Origin of the sequence: Sorangium sp. So ce448, assembly GCF_051520915.1 — a bacterium.
Classification (GTDB): domain Bacteria; phylum Myxococcota_A; class Polyangia; order Polyangiales; family Polyangiaceae; genus Sorangium; species Sorangium cellulosum_B.
In genome coordinates, this window is record NZ_CP150343.1 from 10,251,611 (window position 1) to 10,270,801 (window position 19,191).

General features: G+C 71.3%; 15 protein-coding genes. 7 read left to right on the forward strand and 8 right to left on the reverse strand.

The annotated features are described in order from the left end of the window. Window positions 1–40 precede the first annotated feature (40 nt). A complete protein-coding gene (locus WMF45_RS38650; protein WP_437710948.1) occupies window positions 41–916 on the forward strand; it encodes a Uma2 family endonuclease in 876 nt (291 codons plus the stop codon). Window positions 917–974: 58 nt separating this feature from the next. Here WMF45_RS38650 and WMF45_RS38655 read toward each other — a convergent pair whose 3' ends face one another. After that, window positions 975–1,871, reverse strand: a complete 897-nt coding sequence (locus WMF45_RS38655; protein ID WP_437710949.1) for a dienelactone hydrolase family protein — start codon at window positions 1,869–1,871, stop codon at window positions 975–977. 63 nt (window positions 1,872–1,934) lie between these two features. After that, window positions 1,935–2,342 (reverse strand): response regulator, encoded by a 408-nt coding sequence (locus WMF45_RS38660; RefSeq protein WP_437710950.1) that lies wholly within the window; start codon window positions 2,340–2,342, stop codon window positions 1,935–1,937. A gap of 572 nt (window positions 2,343–2,914) precedes the next feature. On the opposite strand from WMF45_RS38660, the gene WMF45_RS38665 reads away from it, so the two are divergent. The 3 genes from WMF45_RS38665 (at window position 2,915) to WMF45_RS38675 (ending at window position 7,464) form a co-directional block, all read left to right on the forward strand. After that, a complete protein-coding gene (locus WMF45_RS38665; protein WP_437710951.1) occupies window positions 2,915–3,829 on the forward strand; it encodes a protocatechuate 3,4-dioxygenase in 915 nt (304 codons plus the stop codon). A gap of 202 nt (window positions 3,830–4,031) precedes the next feature. Then, window positions 4,032–5,315 carry a diaminopimelate decarboxylase gene (locus WMF45_RS38670; RefSeq protein WP_437710952.1) on the forward strand — a complete coding sequence of 428 codons (1,284 nt, stop codon included), beginning with the start codon at window positions 4,032–4,034 and terminating at the stop codon, window positions 5,313–5,315. Window positions 5,316–5,406: 91 nt separating this feature from the next. Next, window positions 5,407–7,464, forward strand: coding sequence for a bifunctional metallophosphatase/5'-nucleotidase (locus tag WMF45_RS38675; RefSeq protein WP_437710953.1), 2,058 nt, complete (start codon window positions 5,407–5,409; stop codon window positions 7,462–7,464). Window positions 7,465–7,496: 32 nt separating this feature from the next. Here WMF45_RS38675 and WMF45_RS38680 read toward each other — a convergent pair whose 3' ends face one another. From WMF45_RS38680 to WMF45_RS38695, 4 genes are all read right to left on the reverse strand, one after another. Beyond that, a complete protein-coding gene (locus WMF45_RS38680; RefSeq protein WP_437710954.1) occupies window positions 7,497–8,060 on the reverse strand; it encodes a DinB family protein in 564 nt (187 codons plus the stop codon). Window positions 8,061–8,178: 118 nt separating this feature from the next. Next, window positions 8,179–9,288 (reverse strand): hypothetical protein, encoded by a 1,110-nt coding sequence (locus WMF45_RS38685; protein WP_437710955.1) that lies wholly within the window; start codon window positions 9,286–9,288, stop codon window positions 8,179–8,181. A 426-nt stretch (window positions 9,289–9,714) separates the two neighbouring features. Beyond that, on the reverse strand, window positions 9,715–11,814 hold the full coding sequence (locus WMF45_RS38690) for a PPC domain-containing protein (protein ID WP_437710956.1): 2,100 nt from the start codon (window positions 11,812–11,814) through the stop codon (window positions 9,715–9,717). Window positions 11,815–12,105: 291 nt separating this feature from the next. Beyond that, on the reverse strand, window positions 12,106–13,023 hold the full coding sequence (locus WMF45_RS38695; RefSeq protein WP_437710957.1) for a prephenate dehydratase: 918 nt from the start codon (window positions 13,021–13,023) through the stop codon (window positions 12,106–12,108). Between the two features lie 621 nt (window positions 13,024–13,644). On the opposite strand from WMF45_RS38695, the gene WMF45_RS38700 reads away from it, so the two are divergent. Further along, window positions 13,645–14,190 carry an RNA polymerase sigma factor gene (locus WMF45_RS38700; protein WP_437710958.1) on the forward strand — a complete coding sequence of 182 codons (546 nt, stop codon included), beginning with the start codon at window positions 13,645–13,647 and terminating at the stop codon, window positions 14,188–14,190. Window positions 14,191–14,202: 12 nt separating this feature from the next. On the opposite strand, the gene WMF45_RS38705 is transcribed toward WMF45_RS38700, so the two are convergent. Continuing rightward, window positions 14,203–14,649, reverse strand: coding sequence for a helix-turn-helix domain-containing protein (locus WMF45_RS38705; RefSeq protein WP_437276749.1), 447 nt, complete (start codon window positions 14,647–14,649; stop codon window positions 14,203–14,205). Between the two features lie 387 nt (window positions 14,650–15,036). Here WMF45_RS38705 and WMF45_RS38710 point away from each other — a divergent pair, with 387 nt between their 5' ends. Beyond that, on the forward strand, window positions 15,037–15,621 hold the full coding sequence (locus WMF45_RS38710) for a hypothetical protein (protein ID WP_437710959.1): 585 nt from the start codon (window positions 15,037–15,039) through the stop codon (window positions 15,619–15,621). Between the two features lie 48 nt (window positions 15,622–15,669). On the opposite strand, the gene priA is transcribed toward WMF45_RS38710, so the two are convergent. Further along, a complete protein-coding gene (priA, locus tag WMF45_RS38715) occupies window positions 15,670–18,093 on the reverse strand; it encodes a replication restart helicase PriA (protein ID WP_437710960.1) in 2,424 nt (807 codons plus the stop codon). Window positions 18,094–18,570: 477 nt separating this feature from the next. Here priA and WMF45_RS38720 point away from each other — a divergent pair, with 477 nt between their 5' ends. After that, on the forward strand, window positions 18,571–19,170 hold the full coding sequence (locus WMF45_RS38720; RefSeq protein WP_437710961.1) for a DUF2231 domain-containing protein: 600 nt from the start codon (window positions 18,571–18,573) through the stop codon (window positions 19,168–19,170). The last annotated feature ends 21 nt before the right edge of the window (window positions 19,171–19,191 follow it).

Here is a 19,191-nt window from a genome sequence, read left to right on the forward strand (position 1 = left end):
GAGCCTCCCCGAGCGAGGTGGGTTGAGCTAGGCTTTGCGTGTGGTTCAAGCCCTCCCCGCCGGTTATCTCTTCGACCCCGCGGACCCGCGCGCGCCGACGAGCGAGCAGTGGGCGCGGATGACCCCGTCCGAGCGCGCGCGCGTCGTCGACATGCTCCCCGCCGAGGTCCCGCTGGAGCTCATGCCTCCCGAGGGAGACCCGCACCGAAAGGCGAAGCGCGACGCGCTCGACGCCCTGGACGGCTTCTTCCGCCGCACCGCCCGCAAGATCTACCTCTCTTCCGAGCTCGCCGTCTTCTACCCCGGCGAGCCGCGGTTCGCGCCCGACCTGCTCGCCGTGGTCGACGTCGAGCCCCACGAGCGCATGCGTTGGGTGGTCGACCACGAGGGCAAGGGGCTCGATCTCGTGATCGAGGTCCACGTCGCCGGCAGCCGGACGAAGGATCACAAGCTCAACGTCGACCGCTACGCCCGGCTCGGCATTCACGAGTACTTCCTCTTCGACCGCGCCCGCCTGCGCCTGCACGCCTACAGGCTGCCCGCGACCCAGGAGAGCGACCCGTCACGCCCGCGCGCCTACCAGCGCATCGTGCCTCAGGCTGGTCGGTTCGCCTCCGAGGTGCTCGGCCTCGATCTGCTGCTCGACGGCATGCGCCTCCGCTTCTTCGCGGGCAACGCCCCTCTCGAGGACGCCGACGAGAGGATCGCGCGCCTTGGCGGGATGCTCGATCAGGTCATCTCCCACCAGGAGGAAGCGCAGCGCGTCGCCGAGGAGCTGGCCGCGGAGCTCGACAGCGAGCGGCGCCTGCGCGAGGAGGAGCAGCGCCTGCGCGAGGAGGAGCAGCGCCTGCGCGAGGAGACAGAGAAGGAGCTGGCGCAGGCGCGCGCGGAGATCGAGCGGCTCAAGTCGCGCTGAGCGCCTGGCCGGCGAGGGGGACGGCCGCTCGAGCCCTCCTCGCCAGCCCCGCCGCTCCTTACCCCTTCAGCTTCGCCGCCAGGAACCGCCGCGCCTTCTCCCACGCGTCCGCCGCGGCCTTCGTGTCGTACCGCTCTCCCGACGGGTTCGCGAAGGCGTGGTCGGCGTCGTACCGGAGCACCTCGTGCTCGATACCCGCGTCGTGGAGCGCCTTGTCGAAGTCGTTCACGACCTCGGGCGGGATGCCCTTGTCCTGGTTGCCGAAGATGCCGAGCACGGGCGCCTTGATCGCCTTGAGCTGCGCGGGGTCGGTGACGAGCCGGCCGTAGTAGATCACGGCCGCGTCGAGCTCGGGCTCGTTCAGCGCGAGCTTGAGCGACCACGCGCCGCCGAAGCACCACCCGATCGAGGCCGTGCGCGGCGCGAGGACGCGCGCGTCCGTCGTGAGGAAGCGGTGCGCCGCGCGCACGACCTCGATCCCCTTCGCCTCGTCGACCGCCTTCATCGCCGCCATCGCGTCGTCCGGCGTGGTCGCGACCTTGCCGCCGTAGAGGTCCACGGCGAGCGCCGCATACCCGTCCTCCGCGAGGCGATCGGTCCAGTGCTTGATGTGCTCGTTCAGGCCCCACCACTCGTGGATGACGACGACGCCCGCGATCGGCGGCTTCGCGTCCCGCGGCAGGCTCAGGTACGCCTTCGTGCCAGCCACCTCGACCGTCTGTCCTCGCGCGGGCGGGGCCTTGTCCGCCCTGAGCTGGTGGAGGGCCTTGAAGTCCTCCTCCGAGAGCAGCCCGGTCGGACCGACTTCACCGGGCGCGCCGGACGACGCCGGCGTCGCGGCCGCGGGCGGCGGCTCGACGCGGGGCGCGGGAGACGAGGCAGAGCAGGCGGTCGCGGCGAGCAGCGCCAGCGACGCAGCCACGCGGAAGCGGCGTAGGTGGGACAGGAGCGTCATGGCCCGCACCCTACCAGCTCGGAGCAGCGCGCCGGAAGCCTCGCCGCGAGGCGTCGCGCCCGCCTACGTCGCGACGCGCAGGCCCATCTGGCTCGACGCGACCCCCCGCCGGACGGCGGCCGCCAGCGTATCCGGGGCGAACGGCTTGGCGACGAACGCATGGGCGCCGAGCCGGAACGCCCGCTCCCGCTCGCGCGGCGAGGACATCGACGACACGATGACGACCGCGACGTCGCGATGGTGCCGGCTCTGCCGGATGAAACGGATGAGCTCGAGGCCGTCGATGTCCGGCAGGTGGATGTCGATGATCACCGCGTCGTAGGCGCCCCCGTGCATCCACCGGAGCGCCTCGAACCCGCTCGCCGCCTCGGCGACCTCGACCGCCGCCCCGAGCTCTGACGCCCCCTCCAGCGCGGCTCGCATGTACGTCCGCATCGCGGCGGAGTCGTCGATGAGGAGGATGCGGGTCATGCGGCGGGTCCGGCTCGAGCTCTCGAGGGGGCGCCTAGTACACCACAAACGGCAAAATCGGAAGTGTTTGTCGGCCTTCCGACAGGAGAGCGCGTCCCCGGCGGCGCCCCTGAGCCCTCCAGGCCCGGCTGCGCGCTGGTCAGGTGCCCCGCGGCGGCCTCCAAGGACCGGCCTGGCCCCTCCTCGAGCCCGTGCCGTGATCACATCGGCGCGTTCCGGGAATTCGTCAGAGTCACACAGGAAACCTTGTGCGCACCGCGCGCACTGCACTTCTTCGCCAGAGCTGCTTCGATGAGAGCCCTGGCTCTGCCACGCTAGAGCTGGACGGGGCGAGAGCTTCCCATTTGCGGTAGCGTGCCAGTCCGAGACCCGGAACAGCGATGACGCACCCGATGACGCGGCGTCGACGAGCGCCTCCTCGGAGACCAGCGGCGCTGGCGGCGTCGACCACGGCCCCACCGTCAGCCACGGCGCCGGCATGGGCAGCGCCGGGGCGGGACGCCGCTCCCTCTCCGGTCGAGCCAGGGTGATTGCACGGGCCAGAGCAGCGATGCATCGAAGGAGACCGTTGTATGCGCAATAGCCAAGGAGCCGTGCCGCGAGAGCTGCTCGACTGGGTCTTCAACCGTCGGCAGCCCCTCGTCAAGCTCGGGGCGTTCGCCATCACCAGGCCCGTACTCGTGTCCTGCAGGGAGGACGACGAGAGGGGCGGCGACCTGAGCGGGAGCGGCACCGGCGGCGGAGGGGGCACGTGGAGCGACCCTGGTAACACGGACAGCTGCACCGCCGGCCCCTTGACCACCAGCTCGAGCAGCGCCGGCGCGGGCGCATGCGGCGCCGACGCGCAGGATCCGGCGATCTTCAAGGGCGCCGGCAGCTGCCGGCTGACCGCCAAGGACATCGGGGGTCCGTTCTTCATCGACAACAGCGAGATCCCGAACGACATCAGCCTGTTTCGCAGCGACATCCGGGACGACCACCCCGGCTGCGAGCTCCGGCTCCATGTCCGCCTGCTCGACGCCCGGAACAACAACGAGCCCATCCCCGACGCCGAGGTCTACCTCTGGCACTGTGACGCGGATGGACAAACCAGCGGCTCCGAGCATCAGAGCCCCTCCGCGCCGTCCACGGGCGCGGCCGAGCGCACGCCGGAGAGCCAGGATCGGTTCTGCCGCGGCGTGCAGCTCTCCGATCGCAACGGGATCGTGGGCTTCAAGTCGATCTATCCCGGGTCGGACGCGGGGCAGCCGGTCCACGTCCGCATGGTCGTTCGCATCAACGGAGCCACGACCAGGCTGATCACGACGCAGCTCTATTTCGACGCGGACCTCGGCGCGGAGGTCTTCCAGAAGGAGGCGGCGTACGCGGCTCGCTCGGCGAACCTCCCGGTGTCCAGCCTCGATCCGCCGCCTGGCAACGTGGTCATGCCGGCCACGTACACCTCGGGGCTGGTCACCAGCATTCTCAACATCATCGTCGATGCCTGAGCGCACGGGTGTCCCGCCCAGGCGGCCGTGCGTCACGCCCCGGCTCGACCCGGGCCACCCCTCGGCGAGCCGGGACGGCGCCTGCCCGCTGCCTGCCGAGCGTCACGAAATTTCGAGGAAACAGGGCACCTCTGCCGTTCTCCGCGCCGGCGCGGGGCGGACAACCGCCCTCCGGGGCGCCAGACTGCGGCAGGGAGGTTCCATGAGCGACACGGATCGGCTGGATCCCGGGAGCATGGCGCGCGCGTTCCGCGAGGCGCGGCGCCGCGGGATGGATGTGGAGCCGGCGGTCCTGTTCCACGACCTGGGGCGCATGCGAGCGCGCATCGGACGGATCGGCGCGGCGTTTCCGCCGGGCGCCCTCCACACCGTGGCGATCAAGGCGAACCCCCTCGTCGAGGTCCTGCGGGCGGCGGTCGACTCCGGCGCGGGGCTCGAGGCGGCCTCGCTGGAGGAGGTGAAGCTCGCGCTCGCCGCCGGCTGCCCGCCCGACCGCATCGTCTACGACTCTCCCGCGAAGTCCCGCGCCGACATCGCGGAGGCGCTCCGCCTGGGCGTGCGGCTCAACGCCGACAACCTCGACGAGCTCGGACGCATCGACGAGCTCGTCCGTCATGGGGGCGTGGCCAGCCGCATCGGGCTGCGCATCAACCCGCAGGTCGGGGCCTCGAGCATCGCCCTGACCAGCGTCGCGGATCGGCGCTCCAAGTTCGGGGTCCCCCTCGAACAGGCCGACGCCGTGCGCGCCGCCTTTGCGCGGTACCCGTGGCTCGCCGGGCTGCACGTGCACGTCGGCTCGCAGGGGTGCGCGCTCTCGCAGCTCATCGACGGGATCGGCCGCGTCGAGGCGCTGCGCCAGGAGCTCCGGCGCGCGATGGGCCCGCTCGCCGCCGGCACCATGGATATCGGCGGCGGTCTGCCGGTCGCCTACCGGAGCACGGACCGCCCTCCGGCGCTCGAGGACTACGCAGCCGCGCTGCGGCGCGGGGTGCCGACGCTCTTCGAGGAGGGGACCACGCTGATCACCGAGTTCGGGCGCTGGATCCAGGCGGGCTGCGGCTTCGCGGTCTCGCGGGTGGAGTATGTGAAGAAGGACTCGGCCGGGCGCACCGCGATCCTTCACCTCGGCGCCGACTTTCTGCTGCGCCGCGCGTATCACCCGGACGACTGGCACCATGACTTCATGGCGCTCGATCCCGAGGCCGAACCCAAGGGGGGGCCGCTCTCGCCGTGCACCCTCGGCGGCCCGCTCTGTTTCGGCGGCGACGTGCTGGCCCGCGAGCTCGCGTTTCCGGAGCTGTCGCCCGGCGATCTCGTGCTCATCCGCGACACGGGGGCTTACACGCTGAGCATGTGGTCCCGCCACTGCAGCCGCGGCATCCCTGCTGTGCTCGGCGTCGACGCCGATGACATCCGGGTCCTGCGCGAGCGCGAGCTGCCAGAGGACGTCGTCGCGTTCTGGAGCCGCGGCCGCGGCCGGCCATGAGCCCGCCGCGCGGCGTTCACACGACCGTTTCCACGGGAATCCAGCATGTGGCACCATGGAGCGGCGAGCGCTTCGACGTGGAGGAGCAAAGATGAGATCGAGTGGAGCTTCGTGGGTCCTCGGGCCATGCGCACAAGCGTGGCGGGTCACGCTCCTCGGAGCCGCGCTGTGCGTGCCGCCGGTCGCCAGCGCGGGCTGCGGCGATGACGGGGCGACGACCACCGCCTCGGTGTCCAGCGGCAGCGGCGGCGCGACGAGTACCAGCTCGGGCGGTGGCGCTGCCGGCTCCGGCGGCGACGCAGCCGGCTCAGGTGGCTCCGGCGGCAGCGGCGCTGCCGGCTCGGGCGGCTCCGGTGGAACCGGCGCTGCCGGCTCCGGTGGTTCCGGTGGCACCGGCGGCGCTGGCGGTTCCGGTGGCACCGGCGCTGCCGGCTCCGGTGGTTCCGGTGGCACCGGCGCTGCCGGCTCCGGTGGCACAGGCGGCTCGGATGGCACCGGCGGCGCTGGCGGCTCCGGCGGCTCCGGCGGCGACACCGTGAGCGTGCAGATCATCGCCTTCAACGACTTCCACGGCAACCTGGAGCCCCCCACAGGCAGCAGCGGCAGGATCACCGTACCTGCCACACCCGCCAACACCACCGTGGACGCCGGCGGCGTCACTTACCTGGCGTCCCGCGTCGCCGCGCTCCGCGCCACGAACCCGAACACCGTGGTGGTCTCGGCCGGCGATCTCATCGGCGCGAGCCCGCTCGTGTCGGCGCTGTTTCACGATGAGCCCACGATCGAGGCCATGAACCTCCTCGGCCTCGACATCAACGGTGTCGGCAACCACGAGTTCGACAAGGGCACAGCGGAGCTCCTCCGGATGCAGTACGGCGGGTGCAGCCCGGCCGACGGCTGCACGGACGGCACCTTCTTCCCGGGCGCGAACTTCAAGTTCCTCGCCGCCAACGTCGTCGTGGACACGACGAGCGGCAGGACGCTCTTCCCGCGCTACGACATCCGCGAGTTCGACGGCGTGAAGGTCGCCTTCATCGGCATGACGCTCGAGGCCACACCGTCCATCGTGACGCCGATCGGCGTCGCGGGGCTGTCGTTCATGGATGAGGTCGACACGGTGAACGACATCGTCCCGGAGCTCCAGGCGCAGGGCATCGAGGCGATCGTCGTGTTGCTCCACGAGGGAGGGCTCCCCACCGGCCTCTTCAACGAGTGCCCGGGCCTCTCTGGTCCCATCATCGACATCGCCACGAACATCGACCCCGCCGTGGACGTGATCGTCTCAGGCCACACCCATCAGGCGTACAACTGCATCCTCGGCGACAAGATCGTGACGAGCGCGGCGTCGTTCGGCCGTCTGGTGACGGACATCGATCTGGAGATCAGCAAGTCCACGGGCGACGTGACGGCGAAGACGGCGAACAACGTCATCGTGACGCGCGAAGCGCCCGACGCGGGCGTGAGCACCCTGGTGACGCGCTACAAGGACCTCGCGGCGCCGCTGGCCAGCGTGCAGGTCGGCACCATCACCGCGAATCTCGACCGCGCGGTCCCGGCCATGGGCGCCGGGCTGTTCACGATGGGCGCGGTGATCGCCGACGCCCAGCTCGCCGCCACGCACGACCCGAGGACCGGCGGTGCCGAGATCGCGTTCATGAACCCGGGCGGCATCCGCGCGGACCTCACCTATGCGGCCTCGTCCACCGAGGTCAGCGACGGGGTGGTCACGTTCGGTGAGGTGTTCACGGTGCAGCCCTTCGGCAATAGCCTTGTCGTGATGACCCTCAAGGGGGCGGAGATCGACACGCTGCTGGAGCAGCAGTTCCGGCTGGACACGGGGGGAGTGCGGCAGAGCCTGATCCTGCAGGTCTCGAACGGCTTCACGTACACCTACAGCCAGAGCGCGCCCATCGGCGCGAAGGTCGACATCGCCTCGATCCGGATCAACGGCGTCCCGATCGAGGCGGAGCGGACCTACCGGGTGACGGTGAACAGCTTCCTGGCGACGGGCGGAGACGGCTTCACCGTGCTCAAGGACGGCACCGATCGGCTCGGCGGCGCGCTGGATCTCGACGCGCTGCGGGACTACTTCGCGGCGAACTCGCCCGTCTCCCCGCCCGCGCTCGACCGGATCACGGTCGTGCCCTGATCGGGCCTCCTGGAGCCGCGCAAGCTCGCCCCCTAGCTGCGCGGCCTTCGTGCGTAGAGGAAGCGTGCATAGCCGATCTCGGCGGCGTTCTTCGTGAGCTCGACGTTGGCCCACGCGACGACATCACCGAACGGGCGGTCCTGGAAAGGCCATCGCGTCCGTCGTGTCGAGCGCAGGTCGTCGTCGGTGACCTGCTCGAGCACCGCTCGCCACTTGCCCTGAAGCCCTCCGAGCCACGCGCGCACGTCGTCGGCGTCGCCAGGCCACGTCACGTCCTCGCGGGTGAGCGCGCCGTCGCCGAAGGCGTGGTCGAGCGCCATGGACCACCAGAAGCCGAGATGCCACGTCAGCCACGCGATGCTCGGCGGGCCGAGATCGTAGCCCTCGTGCTCCGGCCAGTCGGCGCGCCACTGGCCATCGGGGGTTTGACGAACGTGCAGCCCCTCGTCAGCAGGGCGCCACAAGCACTCTTCGGTGGAGAGCCCGTCGAGGTGAAAGCTGGTGAGCTGCCAGGCTATCTCGAACTGCCGTAGCAAGTAGCCGCCGACTTCGCTGGGCATCGACGAGGGAGCGGCGTCAGGGCCATCATGTCTCATGGCCCCGACCCTAGCACGCCCGCCGCCCCTTATCCCGCGCGCGCCGTGCACCGAGGTACGACCGCGCGGCCGCGCAGTCCCTTCCGTACTGTTCTTCGAGGGAGCGAGCCCGCCCTGCCTAGCCCGGATTCACCGCGATCTGCATCTGGGCGATCACGATGTCCCCATCCATCACGGCCTTGGCACGAAGGCCGCTGTTGCCCGCTTCGTCGGCCTTGATGGCGCCCTGGTAGTAATTCGCCAGGCTGCCGGTGGTGCGCGCCTTGTACGGCTCGTACTTGGTATGGACGGAGTCGGTGAAGGCGGGTTCGAAGTAGAACTGCGTCGTGAAGATGTGGTCTCCACCCTGGTACGTGGTGCGACCCTTCGACATCGACCCCTTCTTGAAGCAGACGAAGTGGATGTGAACGTCGCGGCCGTTGTACCAGCCGGGGAAGATGCTGCGGAACGAGACGACGCCGTTCGCGTCCGTGGTCTGCACGCCGCGACAGAAGCGATCCGCGTTGTTGAGATCGTTCTGACCCGGCCTGCCCGCATAGGGCGAGTCGGGCTTCTGCTCGCTGGCAGCACCCCTCGTCCCGAAGCCGCTGTAGAACCCCTGCCCGTCCGTGTGCCAGATGTAGACCTCCACACCGGCCAGACCGACGCCCTTGCCATCGCAGCTCGGCGCGCTCAGGTCGATCACGCGCAGGTGGAGATGCATCTCCACACCCTCCGGGGCGCTCTCATTGTAGCGACCACGAATGTCCTGCCGGATCAGGGAGACGTCGTCGTTCTTCTCGAGCTCGTGAATGAAGAAGGGGCCCTGACCGGCGCCGTCCGTCTTGTTGATCGCCCTGCACGTCGGCACATCGTCGAACGGCGGTGCCTGGAGGCCGTCGCCGTCGCCGCCGCTGCCGCCACTGCCTCCCGCGCCTCCCGCGCCCGGCTCGGAGCCTCCCTCGCCCGAGCCGCCCGTGCCCGCCGTGGTGGAGCTGGCCGGTCCCGCGCCGCTCGAGCTCGACGTGGCGGTGCCGGGGTCGGACCCGCCGCCTCCGGTACCCGAGGCCGTGGTCCCATTGCCCCCGGAGCTCGCAGAGCCCCCGCCGGCGCCGCTGGGGTCCTCCGACTCGCTACCATCTCCGCACGACACGGTGACGGCAATCACGCCCAGCCCCAGGAGCGCCTGCCGCCGGTCAACGACCTTGAACAACGGGCCCTGGGTCTCGGTATCTCGTTCCTTGCTCATAAAGCAGCTCTCCTCAGGTGGTCGATGACCTGTCCGTCCGGCGGACAAGGCGCCGAAAAGGCGGCAACATCTTCCCAAGAACGGCGACAGTAAAGCATGGCGGCGCGGGGCGTGGAAGACAGGACCCGAGCTGATCCCATATTCCCGCCTTCATGTAGTTATCCTCTGCTGTTTCACGCGCATCGGCGCGTCAGGTATCGAGGGTGACGAGGGCCTGCGCGCCACCCTGGATCCACGTGCAAAGAGCCTCGATCAACGCCGGGAATCCCATGGCTCAGGCCGGCATCGGTCGCTTGTTGCACGTCGCCTTGTAGAAGGCCCCGCAGGCAGCGGCTGTGGCGTGAGACGAGGCATCCTTCGATGCATGAGTGCGCTGTGGATACAGCGCACTTTTCCAGGAGGGATGTGAGTCGCGCAAGCGACCTTTCACCGCACGATCGCGGGCCGGGGCGGCCACACCATCCGCTGCTCGGCCGCGAGCGCGGGCGCGGGCGAACGATGGATGGCGGGCGGCGCCGCGAACGACGCCTCCGACGTGCCGCCGCCGGCCGCGGTCTTCTTCGGCCACCAGTCCATGCTGAGGTGGATGTGGTGGTGGTGATACGGCCACCCCTCGCCGTACGCCATCCGGTCCGAGAAGCTCGCGAGCTCGTCGTCGGTGATCTTCCGCCGATCCCGGTCCGGAAGGGCGTTCAGCTTGGTCGCGGTCCTCGACAGGAACGGCGCGATGACCTTGTCCACGCCGATGACGCGCGTGCGGGGCGAGCGGAACAGCCTGGCCATGAAGAACGCCTCCCGCTCGAGGTCGACGATGTGCTTCCGCTTCGCCGCCGAAGAGCAGTACCCGTCCTCGTGCTTCGACCCGTCTCCGCAGATGATCTCCCCATCGTTCGATCCGTCCGTCTGGAAATAGGCGATGTCGATGTTGCCCCCCTGGTCGTGCGTCGACTCGGGGTGACGGGGGCTGTCGATGTCGTAGCCGGGCGTGACGCCGTTGATCTGGCAGACGTCGATCAGCGAGAGCGGCGTCGTGCCCGGGAACGCATGCAGCGTCTCCGCGAGGGCGTCCCGGACGAGCATGATGAGCTCGCGCCGGGCAAAGCGGTAATTGCTGAACGTCTCCCAGATGTAACCGCCGCCGACCACCGAGTCGTCGGGGTCGGGGAACGGGAACGGCAAGAGCCCGCCGCCGCGCTCGCCGAAGCCGGCGCACTCGTCGAACGAGAAGCCGGCGTCCACGCAGCTCGGGCCGTCGACATACGGAGTCGACGTCACGTCCAGGCCATAGACGTTCTGCGCGCCGTCGTGGCCGACGACCCGGACGAAGTACTCGGCGCCACCCCGCTCGGAGTAGAACCCGTAGAACTCGGTGTCCGTCTCCTGATCGCGGTACGAGTACGGGTACTGCGCGCCGTCGCGCGCGCCGAGCAGGCGGCCCACGCCGTCATAGACGACCAGATCGATGTCCCCCGCGGCCTGACGGAACCGGATGCCCACGCGGACGATGGTCCGCTCCGGCACCACGATCTTGAACCAGTCCTCGTCCCCCTCGCAGAGGGTGAGGTCCTTCGTGACGCCCATGGGCGCGGCCACCGCGGCTCCCAGGTCGTCGTTGGGCTCGAGGGCGTCGCCCTCGGCGCCGCAGGCGGCGGGGCCCTTGCGGCACGCGCCGCCGTCGCAGGAGCTGCCCTCCGGACACCAGCCGGACGGGACGTCAAGTGAGCACGCGACATCGTCCGATACGCAGAGCTCCCCGAGGCAGGTCGTGCCCTCCGGGCAGGTCGACGCGCCGTCGCAGCCGGCGTAGCAGGCCGACCTGCCCTCGCCGTCGACGGTGTGACACACGTAGCCAGGCCGGCAGTCGAGATCGCTGCCGCAGGTGCTCATGCACACCGGCGAGCCGCCCTCCGCCGCGGGGAAGCAGCCCGCGCCTGGCCCGCACTCGTCGTCGCTCTCGCAGTCGAAGGCGAGGCAGTACCCCTCCACCCAGCCGTTCGGCGCCGAGGGATCCTCGTCACGATAGCAGGTCGCGCCGCGCAGCGAGCACGCCTCGTCGGCGTCGCAGGCCGCGCCGATCTCCCCCGCGCCGACCGTGTCCTCCGCGCACGCCGCGCCGCAGGCCCCGTTGCACCCGTCGCCGCGCCGAGGAGAGCACAGGCCATGACGGCTCTGTACGCCATCGCAGGTCTCTGGATCATAGAGGGGATAACACACCCCCGAGCCGGTCAGGGTGTCCGTGTTGAAGCAGCGAGCGCCGGGCGCGCAGCCCTGCTCGCTGTTCGGCGCCGTACACGGCCCCTCCGCGCGCTGCATGCAGATGCCGAGCATGCAGACGGCCGCCTCGCCGTCGCAGTCCGCATCGCAGCTGCAGCTCGCGCCGGCGGGGAGGCGCTTCTGGCTCGCCCCGCCGCTCTGCACCTCGCTCTCGACCGTCAACTCCGATTCCCATGGGTCCACATCACACGCTTCCAGAGAACCCATGAGCGCCGGCACCACCACGAAGAGCCATCGCCAATGTAGATCCATGCCACCCTGCCTCGTGAGGAGTGCGAGACCGCACCTGTCGAGCGTTCTAGTCACAGGCGAGGGGTAAGTGGTTATTGAAAAGAGCGCGTGAGTCACGCCGGATACCCCGCGCGAAGATATTCCCATCTTCGCAGCGGCGTTGTCCTCGCCGCGCGTGGGGGCGCCCACGCGACGAGCGGCTGGCGCGCGTCCGCCGCGGTGGACTCGCGGTCATCCGGCGCGCCGGCCGCGCCGCGCGTACGTCCGATGACCGCGCGGATCGGCGATCGTCGCCGGGTCGGCCCGGGGCGCCTACTCGTACTTCTGGCTGACGCGGAACGAGCCGAGCGAGCGTACGCCCGTCGCGTGCTGCTCGAGCAGCGCGAGGGCTTCCTTGAACGCGGGCTCCTCCGTGCTGCCCTCGCACTCGACGAGGAAGAGGTACTCTTCAGGGCTGTCCGGCAGCGCGCGAGAGACGATGCGCGTGAGGTTGATGTGGTGTCTCCCGAGCGCGGAGAGCGCCGCGACGAGGGCGCCCGGGCGGTGGTCCAGCCCGAACAGGAGCAGCGTCCGCCCCCCCGAGGCCGGCGGCTCCGCGGCCCTCCCGACGATGAAGAAGCGCGTGATGTTCTCGCCCTTCGCGCCGAGCTTCGGCACGAGGATCTCCAGCTTGTAGATGGCCGCCGCGCCCTTGTTGCCGATCGCGCAGGCCTCGCCGTCCTGCGCCGCGCGCTCGACCGCCTCGGCGGTGCTCTCGGCCTCGAGGATCTGCGCGTCAGGGTAGGTCTCGCGCAGCCAGTCGCTGCAGTGCTTGAGCGGGACGAAGTGCGAATAGATGCGCTTCGGCGCCACGCCCGCCCTGCCGAGGAGCGACAGCGTGACGTGCAGCGAGAGCTCCTCGCACACGGCGAGCGCGGCGCCCGTGCCCTCGCGGCGGATCAGCTGATCGACGGTGTCGTAGATCGGACCGCCCAACGCGTTCTCGATCGGCACGACGCCGTAGGTCGCCGCGCCGCCGGCCACGGCGTCGAACACCTCCGAGATGGTGCGCCGGGGCGTCAGGTCCGCGCTCGCGCCGAAGCGCCGGGACGCGACCTCGTGGCTGAACGTCCCGGGCCGCCCGAAGTAGGCGACCCGCTGGCGCGGCGCCGGGGCCCCTGCCGCGTCGCTCGCCCCGGGCGCCACGTCGTCGCCGCGCGCCGTCCCTGGCCTCCCCGCGTCAGCCGACATGAGCGATGGGCGCCTCGCCAGCGCCCGCGCGGACGGTCGCCACACGCCCCCCGCAGGGCGCGCCGCTCCGCCGTGGGGCCGGCATCCTTCGATGGAAGCTGTGCATCGAGCGCCGCCTGTCTACCGGCGCGATGCGGCGGCGTCCAGCGAGGAAAGCGGCGGCGTCTCGCCTCCCTACCCGCGCAAGGAGGCGCCCGCCGCCGCGGCGCACCAGGCAGCCGCCGAGCCCGCCCGCGCGTCGATCGCGCCCCAGCAGCCGGGCGGGAGCACCATCGTTGCCGACGATGCCGGAAGGCCCCCTGGAGCAGGTTCGGGTGAGGAACGATCGTTACATCCCGAGAACCATCGTCGAGCGGCGCTTTCCCGAGCGATTCGGCCTGCATGCGCGCGATTGTGCAAGGGGAGGGTGGCGCAGGAGATAACCACACGCGCACACAGTCAACCACATTTTCGATCAAATTTTGCCTGTGATCGCCCCGACCAGTTTTTGCAAGTTCCGTTTCTTGTGATAACGATCGTTACGCGATGTCGGGAACGGGGCGTGGAGGCCACGGTTCAGGGCCGCCGAACGACAGAGAAGGCGCCTACTGGCGGATCTTCAACAAGAAAACGATCGTGCTCGTGCGCCGATGGCTTCGCCTCCTGGGGGTTCCGCGCCGGGATCGCTGGGACATCGCCCAGAACGTGATGCTCGCGGCGCATGAGAGCTTCGGGAACTACGATCCGGACCTCGGGCCGTCCGACCGCTGGCTGAACAAGATCGCTGTCCACGCCGCGTCCCACTACGGGCTGCGCGAGCGGCGCCGGAGGGAGGATCCGTTGCCTGACGACTTCGACGCAGAGCTCGACGAGCCCTCGGCCGAGGAGCAGATGATCTCGGAGTGCGATCGCCTCTTCGTGCGCGCGGTCCTGCGCGAGCTCGACGCCGAGTTCGGCGCGCTCCTCATGGCCCACGACATCGAGGGCGTCCCCATGGCGGACTTCGCGGGCCGGGCCGGAATCCCCCTCTCGACGGCGTACAAGCGGCGGAGCCGAGCGCTCGCCGCGTTTCAGCAGCTGGCCACGCGGCGCCTCGCGTCGATGCCCGGCGCAGAGGCGGGGGGCGGCGGCCTGCCGGAGTCCGGCGCCGGGCCACCTCGCGTCACGGGCTGGTCCGCGCGGACGTGAGGGCTCAGGGGCTCATCGCCCGCGCCGGTTCGATGACGAGGGAGCGGAGCCGCGCGACCCGCGCTCCTCGGACCGAGGCCGCGAGCGGAGCCGCGCGCGCTCCGGATCCTCGTTGATGAGCGCGAGGATGGCCTGCTTCTTCGGCGAGTCGTCGGGCTCGATCAGCAGGAAGAGGAGCGCCTCCTGGAGAGCCTCGGGCGCGCGATCGAAGCGATCGGCGACGACCGCGGAGACCGGGCTCCTCCCGTCGCCGGGCAGGAGGAGCCGAGCATCGCAGTTGAGCCCCTGTGCGATGAGCGCCAGCGCGCCGAGCCCGAGATCGCGCTCGCCGCGCTCGACCTGCCGGAGGTAGGTCGCCGAGAGGCGCGCTTTCTCGGCGAACTCGGCGTAAGTGAGCCCGTGCAGCTGCCGGAGCACGCGAATGGCTCGACCGACCTCCTTGGGAAGCGCATCGCTCATGGCCGGCGCAGCCTATCAACTCCCGCCGCGGCCGGAAAAGGACGATCGCACGTTTCTCCCTGCATTCGCGCGGGGGCGCACGTCGATGTTCGTTACTTACTATAACTGATTCAGCTCCTCCAAGAGCGCCCGGGAGTGCGAGTTCTCGCGCTGCTCGATCGCTATGCCGGTGAGGAGGGGCGCTTGGCCGCCGCTCGGATCGACGCGGGGTCAGCGTCGCTTGTGTCGGTTGCGTCGGTTGCGTCGGTTGCGTCGGTTGCGTCGGTTGCGTCGGTTGCGTCGGTTGCAGCCGCTCGGCGCTTCTGTCATTCCTGGCGCGTTCGCTGGCAGGATGTGCGCTGGTTCGAGCGTGTGTCTCGACCCCTTCGGGGGACGGCAAGGGGTTCGATGATCCGTCTGGAGCTTTCAGGAGAGCACACCCGGCTGCACTCGACGCTGTGCGCCCAGTGCCCGCAGGGCCCCGCGGGGTGCTGCGTCAGCCCGCCCGAGCTCGACTGGACGGACATCGGGCGCATCGTCTCCCTCGACGGCCGCGGCTGGCTGCTCGAGCAGATCGCCGCAGGCAACCTGCTCCCCGTGAGCCGCGGACTCGAGCTCCGGCGCGTGCGGAAGCGGGAGGAGCGCACGGCCCCGCGGCAGTCGAAGTGCGTCTATCACGGCGCCCGCGGGTGCTCCGTCCCCGCCGAGCGGCGGGCCGCGACATGCAATTACTTCCTCTGCGAGGACGCCTTCGCCGAGCGCACGGACGGCCAGGCGGATCCCGCGTCCGCCGAGAGCCGCCGGGCGCACGCGCTCCTCCGGGACGTCTACGGCCGCTGGGACCGTGAGCTCGCCGAGGCGGTCGCGTCCCGCCCGGAAGGGCCGACGTGGGACGCGCCGTTCCTCGAGTGGCTCGGCGCGGAGTTCGAGCGGCTCTCGCGCGCGTCGCGCGACGCGCTCGGCGCGCTCACCGCGCCTGGATCTGGAGGATAGAGAGCGCCGCCGGCGCGGCGAGCGCGCCCGTCTCCCGGGGATCGCCCGTCACAGCATGGCGACCGGATCCACGTCGATGATCACCCGGGCGTTCCGATCAAGGCCATCCCTTATCAGCCCGGCCAGCGCCGCGAGCGCCCCCCGGAGCGGACCGCGATCGCGCGCCCGGAGGAGCACCCGGAACCGGTAGCGCCCGCGCAGGCGCGCGATCGGCGCCGCCGACGGGCCGAGCACCTCGACGCGCCGGGCGGCCCCCTCGGGGCAGGTCCGGGCGTGGGCCGCGAGCTTCGCCGCGGCGCCGCGCCCCACGCCCTCGTCGACAGCGTCGATCCGGAGCAGCGCGAGCCGCGTGGCGGGCGGATAACCCACCTCCTCGCGCTCGCGGATCTCCCGCTCGAGAAAGCCAGGCACGTCGTGCGCCGCGGCGAACGCGATGGCCGGGTGCTCGGGGTTGCGCGTCTGGATGAGCACGCGGCCGGGGCGGTCGCGCCGCCCCGCGCGCCCGGCGACCTGCACGAGCAGCTGGAAGCCGCGCTCGGCCGCGCGGAAGTCGGGCAGCCCGAGCGCGGCGTCGGCGTTCACAACGCCGACCAGGGTCACGTTGGGCAGGTCATGGCCCTTCGTGACCATCTGCGTGCCGACAAGGATGTCGATCTTGCCCTCGCGCATCCTCGCGAGGATCGCCTGCGAGCGATCCTTGCCGGCGACGTCGCGATCGAGGCGCGCCACGCGCGCCTCCGGGAACGAGCCGGCGATCGTGGCCTCGAGCCGCTCGGTGCCGAGCCCCTCGAGCAGCAGGTTCCGCGCGCCGCACGCGCCGCAGCGGTCCGGCAGCGGCCCCGCATAGTCGCAGTAGTGGCAGCGCAGCCGCCCCCCCTCCGGCCGCTCGTCGAGCGGCGCCGCGGGCGCGGGCGCGCCGCCCGGCGAAGGCGGGCGCATGTCGCGGCGCCGCCCGCGGTGGTACGTCAGCGCGACCGAGCAGGCCTCGCACGTGGTCAGCGTCCCGCACGAGCCGCAGACGACGCTCGGCGCGAAGCCGCGGCGGTTCAGGAAGAGGATCGCCTGCTCCTTCGCCGCGAGCGTCTTCTCGAGCGCGCGGTGCAGCGGCAAGGAGATCAGCGGATCGCCCGAGGGGCCCGCGCGGAAGCGGCGGAGATCGACGAGCGAGACCTCGGGGAGGCTGGCCTCGCGGTGCGCGCGGTCCGGCAGGCGCAGCTCGGCGAGCTTGCCGCGGCGCACCAGCGCGACGGACTCGATGGAAGGGGTCGCGGAGCCGAGCACACACACCGCCCCCGCGCGGTGGGCACGGAGCAGCGCCATGTCGCGCGCGTGGTAACGCACGCCCTCCTCCTGCTTGAACGAGCCGTCGTGCTCCTCGTCGACGAGGATGAGGCCGAGGTCCGGCACCGGCGCGAACAGCGCGGAGCGCGCCCCGATGGCGACGCGCACCTTGCCGACGTGGAGGCTCGCCCACATCGCGTGGCGATCGGCGTCGCTCAGCCCGCTGTGCAGCACGGCGAGCTCGTCGCCGAAGCGGGCGCGGAAGCGGGCGACGAGCTGCGGGGTGAGGGCGATCTCCGGCACCATGACGAGCGCGCCGCGGCCCCGGTCGAGGCAGCTCTTGATGGCGCGCAGGTACACCTCGGTCTTGCCGGAGCCGGTCACGCCGAAGAGGAGGAACGCGCTCGGCCGCGGCTCCTGCCCGGCGGGCCGCGGCTCCTGGTGGGCGCTCGCGGCGTGCTCCCCTCCCCCGGACGGCGCGAGCGCCGCGAGCGCGGCGTCGATGCGCGCCGCGGCCTCGGCCTGCGCCGCGTTGAGCTCGGGGGGCACGTCGCGCTCCTCGGCGCGGCGGAAGAACGGGTCGCGCGGCGGCTCGCGCTCGTCCAGGGCGACGAGGTTGCGCTCGGCGAGCTTCTTCAGGGCGCTGCGCGCGTTGCCGAAGCGCTCCTCGATCCGCGCGACCGGCTGCTCGCCGTTCGCCCGGAGCAGCGCGAGCACCGCCGCGGCCTGCCCGCGGAGCGTGCCGGGCTCCTCGACGACGTCGGTCGCGCTCGCGTACGCGACCTTGCGGCCGCCGACCTGCTTGGCGCGGCCGAGGTCGAGGACGCCGCCGAGCTCCCCCTGGGCCTTGAGCGCGCGCACCTGCTCGCGCTCGATCGCCGGCAGCGCGAGGCGGAGCACCTCGCCGATCGGCGCGAAGTAGTAGGCGGCGAGCTCCTGCAGGAAGGCGAGCAGCTCCGCCGGCAGCGCCGGGCGCGCGTCGACGAGGGCCGTGAGCGGCTTGATCTTGGACGGATCGATGGCCGCGCTGCGCTCGCTGACGGCGAGCACCACGCCGAGCAGCTTGCGCCGATGGAACTCGCAGAGGACGCGCGCCCCCGGCCTCACCTCGCCGGCGAGCGCGGCGGGGACCTCGTAGGTGAAGGCCTGCGAGAGCGGGACGGGCACCGCGACGTCGGCGAGGAGGGGCATCGCTCCGGGAGGGCCGCGCGTGGCGCGGCACGGGCGAGATACCAGAGAACGCCGCCCAGGACGAGGAACGCAGGGCGCGCGCGCGGGCGCCGCGCCGGGCCCGAAAGGAAAGACTCCAAAAAAAAAGCGCCGCCGGGGCCTCGGGGGGGGAAGGCCGCGCCGGCAGCGCTGGCCGGACATAGAGCACCGTCCATGCCATCCGCGGGATTCGCGATTCGAACGTATTTCACTTCAGATGGGGCGCTCGCCGATTTCGAACCTGAAATTTCGGTAAAGCACCATTGCAAAAACGCACTGCGTGGCCTGCTCGAGCGTCGCAGCGGCACGCGCCGCGGGAGGACATGGGAACGCCCGACCCGCTCCCGCGGGGTCCGCCGATTGCTCGGGATCCGGTCAGGGGTTCACCGCTGGACGGCCGGCGGGGCGGGCGCCATGCGCCGGAAATCCGCGCAGCCACGCGCCTCGGAGGAGGGGAACATGATCGGAACCGCAGTCTTGGGGGGAATCGAGGAGCAGGACTGGATCGACCGGATGGCCGACCCGCTTCAGCGCGGCATCCAATCCGTCCTGAGGCGGGCGCCGACGGTCGCCAAGGTGCTGCATGGCAAGTTCCTCGGGCACCCCTTGCACCCGGTGCTGGTGACCATCCCCATCGGCGCCTGGTCCTGCGCGCTGGTGCTCGATCTCGCCGGCGTCGGCCGCAGGCGGCGTCGTCTCCATCGGGGAGCGGACGCGACCGCGGCCATCGGCCTCGGCGGGGCGCTCGTGGCCACCTTCGCCGGGCTCGCCGACTGGAGCACCACCCTCGGCCCCGCGAAGCGGATCGGCTTCGTCCACGGCGCCGTGAACCTCGCGATCGCCGGCCTGTACGGCGCCTCGCTCGCCTCCCGGGCGATCGGGCTGCGGCCGCTCGGGATCGCGCTGTCGACCGCGGGGTTCGGCCTCGCGGGGGCGAGCGGCTGGCTCGGCGGAGAGCTCATCTACCGCTACGGCGTCGGCATCGGCACCGATGCGTGCGAGCGGAGGCCGGAGATGCAGGTGCCCGTGCCCGAAGCGCCGATCGCCGACGCGGGCTGACCGCGACGGGCGCCGGCGCGC

Bases quoted from the DNA above. Each gene is read 5' to 3' on its own strand.
- WMF45_RS38655 (WP_437710949.1), bottom strand. From the start codon at position 1,871: ATGACGCTCCTGTCCCACCTACGCCGCTTCCGCGTGGCTGCGTCGCTG.
- WMF45_RS38670 (WP_437710952.1), top strand. From the start codon at position 4,032: ATGAGCGACACGGATCGGCTGGATCCCGGGAGCATGGCGCGCGCGTTC.
- WMF45_RS38690 (WP_437710956.1), bottom strand. From the start codon at position 11,814: ATGGATCTACATTGGCGATGGCTCTTCGTGGTGGTGCCGGCGCTCATG.
- WMF45_RS38695 (WP_437710957.1), bottom strand. From the start codon at position 13,023: ATGTCGGCTGACGCGGGGAGGCCAGGGACGGCGCGCGGCGACGACGTG.
- WMF45_RS38705 (WP_437276749.1), bottom strand. From the start codon at position 14,649: ATGAGCGATGCGCTTCCCAAGGAGGTCGGTCGAGCCATTCGCGTGCTC.
- WMF45_RS38720 (WP_437710961.1), top strand. From the start codon at position 18,571: ATGATCGGAACCGCAGTCTTGGGGGGAATCGAGGAGCAGGACTGGATC.
- WMF45_RS38675 (WP_437710953.1), top strand. From the start codon at position 5,407: ATGAGATCGAGTGGAGCTTCGTGGGTCCTCGGGCCATGCGCACAAGCG.
- WMF45_RS38710 (WP_437710959.1), top strand. From the start codon at position 15,037: ATGATCCGTCTGGAGCTTTCAGGAGAGCACACCCGGCTGCACTCGACG.
- WMF45_RS38680 (WP_437710954.1), bottom strand. From the start codon at position 8,060: ATGAGACATGATGGCCCTGACGCCGCTCCCTCGTCGATGCCCAGCGAA.
- WMF45_RS38665 (WP_437710951.1), top strand. From the start codon at position 2,915: ATGCGCAATAGCCAAGGAGCCGTGCCGCGAGAGCTGCTCGACTGGGTC.
- WMF45_RS38660 (WP_437710950.1), bottom strand. From the start codon at position 2,342: ATGACCCGCATCCTCCTCATCGACGACTCCGCCGCGATGCGGACGTAC.
- priA (WP_437710960.1), bottom strand. From the start codon at position 18,093: ATGCCCCTCCTCGCCGACGTCGCGGTGCCCGTCCCGCTCTCGCAGGCC.
- WMF45_RS38685 (WP_437710955.1), bottom strand. From the start codon at position 9,288: ATGAGCAAGGAACGAGATACCGAGACCCAGGGCCCGTTGTTCAAGGTC.